Consider the following 13,878-nt stretch of genomic DNA (forward strand, 5'->3'; position numbering starts at 1 on the left):
TCAACACCCGCCGCCTGCTCGAGCCCATCGGGAACATCCCGCCGACAGAAGCCGAGGCCAACTTCTACGCAGCTCTGGAAGACTCAGCCATGGCCGCGTAACTAACCGAAATCAGCCTCCGGTAAACCCGGCGCGGTTCACACTACCTTTGGCGGGCTGTCGATCATGAGGGTGAAGTGCTGGAAAGCATCGTCACCAGGACGCGGGATCGCAAGGCAGCTCTCAAATTCCTGAAGAAATCGATGAAGCGGCACGGTCGGCCAGAAACGATCGTGACTGACGAGCTTCGGTCCTACGGCGCTGCGCTAAAAGAGCTCGGCCGCGGGGATGACCGCGAGATGGGACGCTGGCTCAACAACAGGGCGAAAAACTCTCACCTGCCGTTCCGACGACGAGAGCGGGCAATGTTGCGGTTCCGGCGCATGCACACGTTGCAGAAGTTCGCTTCAGTCCATGCCTCGGTCCACAACCACTTCCCAACGGAGCGCCATCTCCAAGATCGCGACGCCTACAAGATGACCCGCGCCGCCGCTCTCGCTGAGTGGCGCGGCCTTCTCGATGCCTGATACCAGGACGGGGTAGGGGTAACGGAGACGAGTTCGCATTCGTCTGACAGCACCGCGGGAACGGCTATTACTGGGTCGTCAGCTTCTCGCGCGACAATCCCGCCTGCATGGAGGTCCGCAAGCTTGACTCTGGCATGCGCGCCTGGGCGGCGAAACCTGGCGAGCATTACCTTCAGACTACCGGCGAAAAGAGCGGGTTGTGGCGGAACCGCGGGCGCGCGCCCCAGAAGCTGACGGGCGTCGGGTTCATCGGCGAGGGGTTCGAAACCGCCTCGCCCTACCGCAAGATGCCCGATGCCTGGCACCGGACCGTGTCCTGGATCACCGACGGGGTGGAAGGGGAAATCATCGGCAACCAGGGCCTTGCCTATGGGGCCGCGGGTGGAATTGAACTGGACCGATACGACCTGTCGCTCGGCACGCCGCCGCACACCAAGATCATCGCGGCGACGGGTGGACATTCGGACAACTATGTCCTGGTCACTGAGGAACTGCTCTACGCCTATGCCGGGCTTGTCGGCTCGCTCGACTACCGCATCCGGGGGGACATGACCTACTTCACCGCCCCGAACAACGGGGCCGTGTTCTGCACCGGGTCCATCGGCTACGGCCAGGCTCTCCCGGCTAACGGTTTCAACAACAGCGCGGCGAAGGTCCTGGCCAATGTGGTCGAGGCCTTTATCAAGGACGGACCGCTTCCGGGCTCCAACTGGACCTTGGAACAGAAGCAGTGGCGCTAGCTTACCTCCGGCTAGTTCCCTCTCCTGGGGCGGCAGCACTGTCGCCCCCTTTTCTCAGTTTCGGTGCGACATTTCCAATTCGATGGTGATCACCAAGGAGGCTCGACGTGCGCCATCTAGCCGCCTCACGGTTGGAGAAGGTTGGATTTCAGGCCCATCCCCTCCGCCAGTTGCCCTCGCGAAAGCGTTCTCCCGATCCGGCTGCGGCAGGACTTTCCCGTTGTTTTCGGGGGTTATGCGGATGGGGCTGAGCACTGGCACTACCGTCAGGAGGCCCGGATGCCTTCTCTCTGGCCCTTTATTCTCTGGACCTTTTGCCTGTGCCGTTACGGTGAACAGCTTGTAAGCATCTGTCCATAAATGATTTTATCTCGCACCAGTGCGAACTCCGATCCCGGTTCCCTTCGCCTCCCGTTGCCAGAGCCTGCTGAGTGCTGGATCAGGTACCGCCGCCCGGCGCCAAAGGCCTCTGCGTCGGCCAGCAGCTTGCGCACCACGTCGAGTTGGTGAAAGCGAGGGAAAATCTGCTTCGGAGGCTTCTTCTTTCCGCGCTCGTCCGTTTCCTCGACCAGCTGCGGGAAAGCGCTGGCCGGACGGAACTGTCGCGTTACTGCGCGACGCCTGCCGGCCCGTCCGGCGCGGTCATATTGTGGAAATGGCGCATTGCCGAGGTCACGCTGCGGCGACACTCCTGATGGCGCGGTCAATCCCTTCGGCGACCACCTCGACGTCGGTCATGGAAAGGCACATCGGTGGCACCATCCGCAGGCAAGACCGATGCGGCCCCGATTTCGACAGGATCAGTCCGGCTTCGCGGCATGCCTCGAAGACGGCGCTGGTCGTCGCCTCGTCGGGTTCTTTGGTCTTGCGGTCCTTGACCATCTCGATCGCCAGCATCAGCCCACGCCCGCGCACATCGCCGATGGCGGCGTGGCGAGACTGCAGGTCTTGCAGGCGCGCCAACAGCGCCCCGCCCACCTTTCGCGCATTCTCTTGCATCCGGTCCTCGGCCAGCACTTGCAGAACGGCACGTCCGGCCGCGCAGGAGGTGGGATTGGCGCCATAGGTATGGAACATGAACTTCTCGGCCATTGGTGCAGCAACCTCGCGCCTTGCCACCACGGCACCCAGTGGGAAGCCGTTTGATATGCCTTTGGCCATAACGACGATATCGGGCATTACCCCATCGGCCTCGAAGCCCCACATATGCGCGCCCGTGCGGCCGAAACCTGACTGCACCTCGTCGGCGATGTAAAGCCCGCCCGCCGCGCGGATGCGTTCTGCCGCGCCGGACATATAGCCCCTGGGCATCTCGATGATGCCGCCATAACCCTGTATGCTTTCGACGATGATCCCGGCCACGCGCTCGGTGGTGGCGGTGGCGATTGTGCGCTCGATCTCGTCCAGATAGGGCGCGGCACCGACGTTCTCGCCGAAAATGCCGCGATACTGGTTCGGCTCGGGCACGAAGGCTACGTTGCCGGGCATTCCAGGATGGCGCCAGCCCGAGATGCCGGTCACCGATTGCGCGGCCGAGGTCGGCCCGTGATATGCCGTGCGCAACGCCAGAACGTCAAGATTGCCAGTATAGCCCCGCGCCATGGCCAAGGCCAGATCGACGGCTTCCGAGCCGGAATTGGTGAAGTGCACCACCCACTCCACATCGCCCTCCGGCCCCTTTGGCATGGTCGCCGCCAACTCCTCGGCCAGATGCGCCGGAACGGGATGGTAGAACATCGTCGTGCAATGGGTCAGTTCCTGCGCCTGCGCCACGGCGGCACCCACGACCTTGGGATGCGAATGGCCGACCGAGATGCAGACATTCATCCCTAGAAGGTCGGTATACTTGCGCCCCTCAACATCCCAGAGATACTGCATCTCGCCGCGGCGGAAGACCATCGGCTCCTTGAATGGAACGAATTTCTTTTGGCTGGCGGCGTAATAGCGGTCGCGCCGCGCGGCGGTGGCCTGCAAGTCCCAAACGGTTTTCATCGTCATGCCTTGTCTCCGGTAATCTCTTTTGTCCTGCGCGCGACGAAATCGTTCAGCGCCTCGCGCACCGCGATATCCATCTGCGGAGCCTCGTATTCGTTCAGCAGCCTGCGCACTTTCTGGCTGGCCCGCTCATGCTCCCACATCCCACCTTCGGCGACCCATTGCTCGTAGGTGCCGTTGTCTGACATGTCGCCCAGCCAGAACGCGGTTTCGAAATGTTCTTGCGTGTGGCGCGCGCCCAGGAAATGACCGCCGGGACCGATCTCGGCGAAGGCGTCCATCGCCTGCGCGGCCTCTGAAAAGTCGATACCCTGCACAAAGCGCTGCAAAGCCGCACAGCGGTCGGCATCCATCACGATCTTCTCGTAGCCGGTGGTCAGCAGTCCTTCCAGACAGCCCGTCGCATGGATGACGAAATTCACGCCCGCCAAGACCGCCCCCATTAACTGCGACTGGCTTTCATAGCCCGCCTGCGCATCGGGTACTTTCGAGGCGGTCAGCGCTCCCACAGAATGGAAGGGCAGGCCCAGCCGGTCGGCCAGCGTCTTGGCGCACATCTGGAATTGGGTGCCCTCGGGCGTTCCGAAAGTGGGCGCGCCCGTGCGCAGGCTGAGTGGCGAGAAGAACGTACCGAAGACCGCCGGGGCGCCGGGGCGGATCAGCTGGATCAGCGAGACGCAGGCCATCACCTCGGCCAGAACCTGCGCCAACGTCGCCGCGACCGAGACCGGGCTCATCGCGCCGCCCAGGACGAAAGGCGAAACGACGGTGCATTGCCCTGACTTGGCGTATTCCTTCAGCGCCCAGAGCATGGTCTCGTCCATCACCAGCGGCGCATTGGTATTGACGACCGAATAAAGCACGCAATTCTCTTCGACGAAGCCCGTGCCCATGGCCAGTTTGCACATTTCGATCGTGTCCCGGGCACGTTCCGGCGCGGTGACGGCGCCCATGAAGGGCTTGTCGGAATGGGTCAGATGGGCGTGCGCCATATGGAGGTGGCGCACCGGCACTGGCAGGTCCACCGGCTCGACTACCACCCCGCCGGAATGGTTCACGGCGGCAAGCGAATAATGCAGCTTGGTGATCGCCTTGAAATCCTCAAACGTGGCGTAGCGGCGGCCTTTCTCGATGTCATGCACGAAGGGCGGGCCGAAGCTGGGGCAGAAGACCTGCGCATCGCCGCCGATCTGGACCGAGCGGGCGGCATTGCGCGCATGCTGCGTGAAGATGCGCGGGGCATTGCGGATCTTGTCGCGGCACCAGCCGGGATCAAAGCGCACCCGCTCGCCGTCGACGCGAGCGCCGTGCTTACGGAAAATCTCCAGCGTCTCGGGATCGCCGCGAAACTCCATCCCGATCTCGTCCAAGATGCGGTCGGCATTGCGCTCGATGATCCACAGCGCCTCTTCGTCGATCAGGCTGACGATGCCGATGCGCCGCGTCACGAAGGGGCTGGCCAAGGCCGACCTCTCGGCCCGCGCCATCATCCGCGCTGATCGTCCCCGTCTTTCGTTCATGGCTCTCGATCACCCAACTTGCCTCCCGGGGAAGGTTAGGAGGATCACGCCGCCGCTGGACAGGGGAATTTACTACTATCGGAAATCCTAATGAAGCGGATTAGCCAATTTCGTGAAAGAGCACCTGATCGACCTGATCTGGAAAGCGATGGCGGAAGGCGCGCTGCAGGATGTCGCGGCATTCGCGCGCGATCTGCATCGGCATCTCGCCCAGATCGTCGCGCCGGCAGACCAGCTTGATCGTGCGCCTGAATTCGGCGAAGGGCAGCGGGGCCAGCCGCAGCGCCATGCCTTCCGCCACCCCGTCGATTAGCAGCGACGGGGTCAGGATGGCAAAGCATTTTCCGGTGATCACGCCCGCCATGACCATCGACGAGCGATCTGCCTCGATCGCGCGCGGAAGGTTCAGCCGACAGCGCTGCAATTGCTGGTCCGTGCGCCGGCCAACCGGCGTCGAGGCGCCGAACCGCACCAGCGAAAGCCGTTCGGACAGCGCATGCACGTCATCGACCGGGCCATCGTAATCCACGGGAAGAACAAGGAAAAACGGCTCGTCCAGGATCGGGATCACCTCATAGTCCGTGGTCAGCTGGATCAGTTCGGACGTCACCGCAATGTCAATCCGCCGGTCGTTCAGCGCCACCTGATGGTCGCTGGCCAGCCCCGCGCTCAGGATCAGTTCGGGCACGCGGAACCGGTGCTCGACCAGATCGTACAGGCCCGGAGTCAGCGTCGTCGCGATCGAGGCCAGCATCGCCACCCGCAGCACTGGCAGGGATGACGCGGCCAGATGGTGAATATCGCGGCGCAGATCCTCGACCAGATTCAGCATGCGGAAGCCGTGGCGCTGGAAGGTCTCACCCGCGAAGGTCAACGAGATAGGACGCGTGCTGCGGTCGAAAAGCGAGACGTTGAAGGCGGTTTCCAGGTTCTTCAGATGCTGCGAGGCCGCCGATTGCGTGATGCCAAGCGCCGTTGCCGCCGCCGTGACCTGCCGCATCTCAGCCACGGCCATGAACACTTCCACGGCGCGATATAGGTTCAGATCAAGGTCGGACTTGGGGTTTGACATCAGTTTTCAGTGGGGTTTCGGCGAAGCCTGGCGTTCTTTCGATAGTTATCATTAGTATTTCTAATGTTCCCTGTCAAACATTGCCCCCGTCCGCCCGCCCGCGCTTCACTGCCTGCAAGCGATCGGAAGGGCGCATGCACAAGACACTCATCATCGGCGGCGGGGCAATCGGCCTTGGGCTTGCCTATCACCTGACCCGCAAACCCGGGCAAACGGTCGAGCTTTTGGAGCGTAACCAGCTGACCTCGGGCACCAGCTGGCACGCCGCCGGCATCGTCGGGCCACTGCGCGCGACGCCCAACATGACCAAGATCGCGATGTATGCCGGCACGCTGTTTCCGCAACTTGAGGCCGAGACCGGCATGTCCACCGGCTATCGCCGTACGGGCGGCTACTGGCTGGCGCGCGATCCGGCGCGGATGGACGAATTGCAGCGGATTGCAAGCCTGGGCCGGCATTTCGGCCTGACGCCCAACATCACCGGGCCCGAAGGGGTCTCGGTGGCGGGGCTGAACCTCGACGGCATCGTCGGCGCCATGGCGGTCGCCGAGGATGCGAATGTGAACCCGGTCGATCTGTGCATGGCCTATGCGCGCGCCGCCAGCCAGGCCGGCGCCGTGATCCGCGAGGGCGTCTCGGTCACCCGGATCCTGATTAGGGCCGGTCGTGCCGTCGGCGTGGCGCTGGCCGATGGCACCGAGATCTGCGCCGATGCCGTGGCGCTCTGTGCCGGAGCCTGGTCCAAGCGGCTGGCCGATGCGGCGGGGGTGGCCCTGCCGCTGCAGGCGGTCAACCACATGTATATCGTGACCGAACCCTTGCACGGCCTGCCGAACCCTTTCCCGGTGATCCGCGACCTGGACCGCGGCATCTACATCAAGGGCGATGCCGGCAAGCTGGTTCTGGGCGGGTTCGAGCCACATGCCAAGGTCTGGAACCCGTTCGGCCCTGAGGGTGACCGCCCCTTCCTGGAAATGCCCGAGGACTGGGACCAGTTCGCGCCCTTCATGGAAGCGGGTCTGGCGCTGATCCCGGCATTGGAACGCGCGGGCATCGCGCATTTCATGAACGGGCCGGAAAGCTTCACCGTCGACAGCCGCCCTCTGATCGGTGAAACGCCCGAGGTGGACGGGCTTTACGTTGCTGCGGGGATGAATTCTGTCGGCGTCATGTCCTCGGCCGGGGTCGGGCGTGTGTTGGCCGACTGGATCGCCGAAGGTCATGCGCCGTTGGACCTGTGGGAAGTCGACATCGCCCGCGTCGATCCGCTGGCCGCCGCCGCCGCCCATGTCGAGGCGCGGATGGACGAGGCGGTGGCCGATGTCTTCGCGCTGCACTGGCCGTTCAAGCAATCGAAATCGGGCCGTGGCTTGCGGAAGTCGGCCTTGCATGACCGCTGGGCGCGGGCCGGCGCGCATTTCGGCCTGACGGCGGGGTGGGAGCGCGGGCTTTGGTATGCGCGCGATGCGGGCGAACGGGACCTGCCCTATGCAGTGGGCGCGCAGCCCTGGTATCCGATCGCCGCGCGCGAAGCGGCCGAAATGCAGGCGGGCACGGTGCTTCTGGACTTGTCGCCCTTCACCAAGATTGACATTTCCGGCCCCGAAGCGCTGGCGCTCTTGCAGCATCTCGCCTGTGCCGATCTCGACGTGGTGCCCGGCCGCGCCGTCTACACGCCGCTTCTGAATGCCCGCGGCGGGATCGAGGCCGACGTGACGATCCTGCGTCGGGCCGTGGACCGTTTCCGCCTGACCTCGGGCGCCGCGACGCGGTCGCGCGATGTGGCCTGGCTGCGCCGGCATGCGCGCGGGATGCAGGTGGCCATTCAGGACATGACCGAGGCCGAATGCGTGATCGGCGTGATGGGCGCGGGGTCGCGCGCCCTGCTTGCCGGGCTCTCGCCCGATGACTGGCGGGCCTTCCCCTTCTCGACCGGGCGCGAGGTTGCGGTGGCCGGTGTCGCCTGCACCGCAACGCGAGTAAGCTTCGTGGGCGAACTGGGGTGGGAATTGTCGGTGTCCACCGCAGGGGCGGGCACCCTGTTCGACGCGCTGGAAGCGGCGGGCGCGCGGCCGATGGGGCATTACGCTCTGGACGGCTGCCGTATTGAAAAGGGTTTTCGCCATATGGGCCACGACCTTGGCCCCGAGATCACGCCGCTTGAGGCCGGGCTGGGCTTTACGGTGGACTGGGGCAAGGATTTCCTTGGCAAGCCCGCGCTTGCCGCACAGCGTGCCGTGGGGCTGCTCCGCCGGCTGATCACGTTGCAGATCGAGGGCGATCCCCTGATCCTGCATGACGAACTGGTGCGCGAAGGCGGCAAGGTTGTCGGCCTGACCACCTCGGGCGCGCGCGGGGTGCGGACAGGGCTTACACTCGCGTTGGCGATGATCGACATCGCGCCGGGCGAGACGCTGGCCCAGAGTGGCGCGCGGCAATTTCAGGTCGAGGTGGCGGGGCGGCTGTGCCCCGCACAGGTGCTGGCGCGGCCGGCCTTCGATCCCACTGGCGAACGGATGAAAGCATGAAGACCGAGGCGCGGGTTCTGATCATCGGCGGCGGCGCCATGGGTGTGTCGCTGTTGTACCATCTGGCCAAGACCGGCTGGACCGATCTGGTGCTGACCGAGAAGAACGACCTGACCCATGGCTCTACCTGGCATGCCGCAGGCCTGTGCACCCATTTCGCCCATAACCCGACCATCCAGGAACTGCGCGCCACCTCGGTGCGACTCTACCGCGACATCCTGCCGGCCGAAACGGGCGATACCTGCGGCTTTCACCGCTCAGGCGCGATGCGGATCACCTCGAACCCCGACCGGATGGACGAGTTCGCCCATGTCGCGGGCCTCAGCCGCTTCACCGGCTATGACCTGCAACTGCTGAAAAGCCCCGAAGAGGTCGCGGCGTTGCATCCGCTGGCGCGGACCGAGGGCATCTTGGGCGGCATCTACGAACCCGATGACGGCCATGTCGACCCGACGCTCGCGACCAATGCGATGGCCAGGGTGGCGCGGCAGAACGGCGCGACGATCCTGCGGCACAACCCGGTCCTGTCGATCTTGCGCGAGGCCGGCCATTGGCGGGTGGAAACGGCACAGGGCACGATCCGCGCGCAGCATATTGTCAATGCCGCCGGCACCTGGGGCTGGGAGATTGGCCACATGATGGGGCTGAACATCCCCTCGGTGCCGGTCCTCCACCAGTATCTGGTCACCGACACCGTCCCGGTCGTGGCCGCACGCATCGCCGCCGGCCTGCCGGAACTGCCGATGATCCGCGACCCCGAGGAAAGCTGGTATGTCCGGCAGGAACGCGATGCGCTGATCCTGGGGCCGTATGAGAAAGAGGCGCAGGTCTGGTCGGTCGATGGCGTGCCGCCCGACTTCGGCGCCGAACTGATGCCGCCCGATCTTGATCGAGTCGAGCATATCCTGATGGCCGCCATGGCGCGTATCCCGGCCCTGGAAACCGGCGGCGTCAAATCGGTGGTCAACGGGCCGATCACCTTCACCCCCGACGCCAATCCGCTGATCGGCCCGGCGCATGGCCTGCCCGATGCCTGGCTCTTGACCGGATCTTCCATGGGCGTGATGGAGGGCGGCGGCTCGGGTTGGTTCCTGGCGCATTGGATGACGCATGGCGCGCCGCCGATGGATGCGCTTGCCGTCGACAGCCGCCGCTTCGGCAGCTGGGCCGACCGAGACTACCGCGTTGCCAAGGCGATCGAGTGTTTCGGCCTGCAATTCGGCGTGCATTACCCTTACGAAGAACGTCCCGCGGCCCGCGGCAAACGCCTGACGCCGCTGCACCGGCTGATGCTCGACCGCGGCGCGGTCATGGGCACGGTGAACGGCTGGGAGAGGCCTAACTGGTTCTCGGACCATCCGGGCGACGTGGCGATCCCCAGCTTTCGCCGCGCCAACTGGTTCGATCGGGTCGCCAGCGAATGCCAGACCGTCACGACGGCCGCTGGCCTGGCGGACATGTCGGTCTTATCGAAATTCGAGGTGACCGGCTCCGGCGCCCGCGCCTTCATTGATGCGCTTGGCGCCAATCTCGCCCCCCGCGCCGGGCGCATCGGCCTGACCCATGCCCTGTCGCCCGCCGGCGGCACGGAATCGGAATTTACCGTCGCCTGCCTGTCGGACAGCCATTTCTACCTGACCTCGGCCGCCGGCGCCGAACAGCGTGACGACGATCTCTTGCGGGCAAGGTCCGCGGGCTTCGAGGTGACCATCACCCGGGTTTCCGACGCCATCAGCATCCTCGGGCTCATGGGCCCCGCCGCGCGGCAGATCCTGCAATCCCTGACCCCTGACGACCTTGGTTCTTGGATGTCGGTCCGCCTGACCACGGTCGCCGGCATTCCCGTCCGGGCTCTGCGGCTCTCCTATGTCGGAGAGCTGGGCTGGGAACTTCACGCGCCTGCAGACCGCACCGCCGATCTGTTTCTGGCGCTCGAATTGGCGGGCAAGCCGCACGGGCTAGGCCTCTTTGGCGCCTATGCGATGAATGCGATGCGCATCGAAAAGGGCTACCCCGCCTGGGGCAGCGATTTCACCACCGAACGCAGTCCGGCCGAAACCGGCATGGGCTTTCTGATCAAGCCCGATCACGATTTCATTGGGCGAGAGGCCTTGTTGCGCCGCATGGACGATCCCAGGCGTTGGGACCTGGTGCAGATCGAAATCGCGACGGCCGATGTCGATCCCTATTTCTCGCACAGCATCTGGCAGGGCGACCGCTGCGTCGGCGTGGTTACCTCGGCCGCCTACGGCCACCGCACCGGCAAGACCCTGGCCCTGGCCTATCTGCGCGACCGCGAAGCCCGCGACGGGCTGACGGTAGAGGTGCTTGGCCAGCGCCGTGCCGCAACCGTGCTGGACCGGCCACCCTTTGATCCCGACAATACCCGGCTGAAAGACCGGCCCAGCGGAGGTTGACAGCATGAACCCGATCTACGCGCTCTGGTCGCATCCGCGGTCCATGTCGACCGCGATGGAGCGGGTGATGCGCGAGCGCGGCGACTTGGACTGTGCGCATGAGCCGTTCATGTATGACTACTATGTCGCGCGGCAGATCCGCGTCATGCCGCATTTCAAGGTGCAGCCGGGCCACCCGGTCAGCTACAGCGCGATCCGCGACCAGCTGCTGGTTCGCGCCAAGGCGCGCCCGGTCTTCATTAAGGATATGAGCTATTACGTCATGCCGCATATCCTGTCGGATGCGGGTTTCGCGGCGCGGCTGGTTAACTGCTTCCTGATCCGCGATCCGCTGGCGGCGATCCTGTCCTATTTCAAGCTCGACCCCGACGTGACGCTGGACGAGATCGGGCTTGAAGCGCAATGGTTGCAGTATCAGGCGCTGGCCGAACGCGGCCCGGCACCGTCGGTGATCACGGCCGAGGATATCCGCCGCAACCCAAGGGTCGCAATGGCGGCGCTGTGGGCCAGGTTGGGACTGCCATATTCCGAAGTGGCCTTCGACTGGCAGAAGCAGAAGCCCAAGGACTGGGAACAGGTCAGTGGCTGGCATGCCGATGTTATGGCCTCGACCTCGATCCGCCCGATCGACGCGGATGAGACCGTTGCCCTACAGGCGCAATTCGATGAAATGGCCGCGGCTCAGCCGCGGATGAAAGATTATCTGGCCCATCATCGGCCGTTCTACGAAAGGTTGCGCTCGGTTGCCCTGACGGTCTGACCTTCCCCCGACCGCAACGCTCTCCCGGTCTGCGCGGGGCCTGGCAGCCCGCGCCGAAAGCTGCGGCATGCCCGACGCATGAAGCCGAGATATGCTATTCATTAGTTTCACTAATTTTGCGGATTCCCCGATACGCCCTGCGCGCTGGCGTGCCAGCATTTCGCTGTCATCAATCTCAGCCCGGAGACACAGCATGCAATTCCCCGTCAAATCGACCGCGCTTCTTGCCGCCGCCTTCTCTCCCCTATTTGCTCCCGCGAGCGCCTTGGCCGCCGATATCGTCATTCCCGATCCGAACTATGCCTCGGGCCGCGCCACCGCCTATGCGGTCAAGGCGATTCTGGAAGAGGGTCTGGGCCTTGATGTCGAGATGGCCACCACGACCGCCGTCCCGGTGATCTGGGAAGCGATGGGCCGCGGCACGGGCGAGATCGACGTCTGGACCGAGACCTGGCTGCCCAACCAGTCGGGTCTGGCGCAAAAATATGCCGATGAGGAAAAGAGCGTCACCATCGGCGACAAGTTCTTCCCCGCCGTGCAGGGCTATTGCGTGACCAAGGTCACCATGGACCAGTATGGCATCAAGTCGGTGTTCGATCTGGCCAATCCCGAGAATGCCAAGCTGTTCGACACCAATGGCGACGGCAAGGGCGAAATCTGGATCGGCCCGCAAGGCTGGCAGTCGACCAATATCGAGACGATCCGCGCCCGCGACTACGGTTTTGCCGATTTCTTCGAACTGCAATCCACCGACGAGGCTGTGGCGACCGCAAGCCTCGATGCGGCGGCCAAGGCGGGCAAGCCTTGGGTCGGATACTGCTACGGCCCGCACCAGAACTTCGCGACCTATGACATCGCGCTTCTGCAGGAACCCGCGCACGACGATGGCGATTTCGTCATGGTGCAGCCTGCCGACGATCCGGACTGGATGGCCAAGTCGCATGTCGCTTCGGCCTATGCCGACACGACCGTGCATATCAGCTGGTCCAGCACCCTCGCCGACCGCCAGCCGCAGGCCGTGGCGCTGCTGAAGAACATCCAGCTTTCGGCCGAGGACGTGAACGCCTGGTCGCTGGCGATCGTGAACGGCAAGGAGCCTGCCGAGGTCGCCGATGAATGGGTCAAGGCCCATCCCGACCTGATCGCGCAATGGATGGCCCAGTGACGTTCGAATGCGGCGGTCCCAGCGGCCGCCGCGCCCCTTTCCCCTACAAGGCTAGGATGAAGTCTGAATGACAGAAGCGGCGGTGATCACGCTTGAACGCGTCTGGAAGGTCTTCGGCCCCCATGCCGACCAGGCACTTGCCGCCGCCCGCGCCGGTATGCCCAAGGCCCAGATATTCGAGCGGTTCAACTGCATCCTTGGCGTCTCGAATGCCTCGCTGTCGGTCGGCCGGGGCGAGATCTTCTGCGTCATGGGCCTGTCGGGATCGGGCAAGTCCACGCTGGTGCGCCATATCAACCGGCTGCTGGAACCCTCGGCCGGCCGGGTGCTGATCGAGGGCGAGGACATCCTTGCCAAATCCCCTGCCGAGCTGCGCGACCTGCGGGCGCGGCGCATCGGCATGGTCTTCCAGAATTTTGGCCTCTTGCCGCACCGGACCGTACGCGAGAATGTCTCGCTGCCGCTTGAGATTCAAGGCGCCCCCCTCCGCGAAAGACATGCCCTGGCCGAGGCGGCGCTGGCGCGGGTCGATCTCTCGGGCTGGGGCGACCGGCTGCCCGCCAGCCTCTCGGGCGGCATGCAGCAGCGTGTCGGGTTGGCCCGGGCGCTTGCCGCCGACCCGCCTATCCTTCTGATGGACGAACCCTTCTCGGCGCTCGACCCATTGATCCGGCGGCAGTTGCAGGACCAGTTCCTGTCCCTCTCGCGCGAGATCGGCAAGACTACCGTCTTCATCACCCATGACCTGGACGAGGCGATCCGCATCGGCACGCGCATCGCGATCATGAAGGACGGGGTGATCGTCCAGACCGGCACGCCCGAACAGATCGTGGCCGAACCCGCGGACAGCTATGTCGCCGATTTCGTGGCACATATCTCGCGCCTGCATGTCGTTCACGCGCACCGGATCATGGAACCCCTGGCAGAATACCTTTCCCGCAATCCCGGCGCCGATCTGAATGGCGCGCCAGCGGCAAGGCCGGGCATGACGCTTGCCCAGCTGATCACGCTTGCCCAGGCCAGCGAGGCGCCGCTGGTCGTGCAGGACGACGGCCGGCCGGCCGGCGTGATCGACCGGACCCGCCTTCTGCGCAGCATCCAGAAAGAGCCCTAGC

The 13,878-nt window shown here is 64.6% G+C and carries 9 protein-coding genes and 2 pseudogenes; 8 read left to right on the top strand and 3 right to left on the bottom strand.

Annotation, left to right across the window (positions count from 1 at the left end):
* Positions 1-137 precede the first annotated feature (137 nt).
* The 3 genes and pseudogenes from JNJ68_RS10185 to JNJ68_RS10195 all read left to right on the top strand — a co-directional run.
* Positions 138-566, top strand: a pseudogene (locus JNJ68_RS10185) (DDE-type integrase/transposase/recombinase); the annotation flags it as partial.
* Positions 567-634: 68 nt separating this feature from the next.
* A pseudogene (locus JNJ68_RS10190) lies at positions 635-1,306 on the top strand (N,N-dimethylformamidase beta subunit family domain-containing protein); the annotation flags it as partial.
* A 431-nt stretch (positions 1,307-1,737) separates the two neighbouring features.
* Entirely contained in the window at positions 1,738-2,001 is a 264-nt protein-coding gene (locus JNJ68_RS10195; RefSeq protein WP_294982090.1) for a hypothetical protein, read from the top strand.
* On the opposite strand, the gene JNJ68_RS10200 is transcribed toward JNJ68_RS10195, so the two are convergent.
* From JNJ68_RS10200 to JNJ68_RS10210, 3 genes are all read right to left on the bottom strand, one after another.
* A complete protein-coding gene (locus JNJ68_RS10200; RefSeq protein ID WP_294982092.1) occupies positions 1,979-3,304 on the bottom strand; it encodes an aspartate aminotransferase family protein in 1,326 nt (441 codons plus the stop codon). The genes JNJ68_RS10195 and JNJ68_RS10200 overlap by 23 nt on opposite strands.
* The gene (locus JNJ68_RS10205) at positions 3,301-4,821 is read right to left on the bottom strand and encodes a trimethylamine methyltransferase family protein (RefSeq protein ID WP_294982094.1); all 1,521 of its coding nucleotides are present in this window, start codon (positions 4,819-4,821) and stop codon (positions 3,301-3,303) included. The genes JNJ68_RS10200 and JNJ68_RS10205 overlap by 4 nt, the downstream gene beginning before the upstream one ends.
* 100 nt (positions 4,822-4,921) lie before the next feature.
* Complete coding sequence (locus tag JNJ68_RS10210) at positions 4,922-5,842, bottom strand: LysR family transcriptional regulator (protein ID WP_294982096.1); 921 nt, start codon at positions 5,840-5,842, stop codon at positions 4,922-4,924.
* Positions 5,843-6,027: 185 nt separating this feature from the next.
* Between JNJ68_RS10210 and JNJ68_RS10215 the strand changes: the two genes are divergently transcribed.
* The 5 genes from JNJ68_RS10215 (at position 6,028) to JNJ68_RS10235 (ending at position 13,877) form a co-directional block, all read left to right on the top strand.
* Positions 6,028-8,421: an FAD-dependent oxidoreductase gene (locus JNJ68_RS10215; protein ID WP_294982098.1), complete on the top strand. Its 2,394-nt coding sequence runs from the start codon at positions 6,028-6,030 to the stop codon at positions 8,419-8,421.
* Positions 8,418-10,838: an FAD-dependent oxidoreductase gene (locus tag JNJ68_RS10220; protein ID WP_294982100.1), complete on the top strand. Its 2,421-nt coding sequence runs from the start codon at positions 8,418-8,420 to the stop codon at positions 10,836-10,838. Before JNJ68_RS10215 ends, JNJ68_RS10220 begins: the two co-directional genes overlap by 4 nt.
* A 4-nt stretch (positions 10,839-10,842) precedes the next feature.
* A complete protein-coding gene (locus JNJ68_RS10225; protein ID WP_294982102.1) occupies positions 10,843-11,598 on the top strand; it encodes a hypothetical protein in 756 nt (251 codons plus the stop codon).
* Between the two features lie 193 nt (positions 11,599-11,791).
* Positions 11,792-12,763, top strand: coding sequence for a glycine betaine ABC transporter substrate-binding protein (locus JNJ68_RS10230; protein WP_294982104.1), 972 nt, complete (start codon positions 11,792-11,794; stop codon positions 12,761-12,763).
* A gap of 67 nt (positions 12,764-12,830) precedes the next feature.
* Positions 12,831-13,877, top strand: coding sequence for a betaine/proline/choline family ABC transporter ATP-binding protein (locus JNJ68_RS10235; RefSeq protein ID WP_294982106.1), 1,047 nt, complete (start codon positions 12,831-12,833; stop codon positions 13,875-13,877).
* Position 13,878: the final 1 nt, after the last annotated feature.

Source organism: Tabrizicola sp., assembly GCF_016793705.1.
In the GTDB taxonomy this organism is placed as follows: domain Bacteria; phylum Pseudomonadota; class Alphaproteobacteria; order Rhodobacterales; family Rhodobacteraceae; genus Tabrizicola.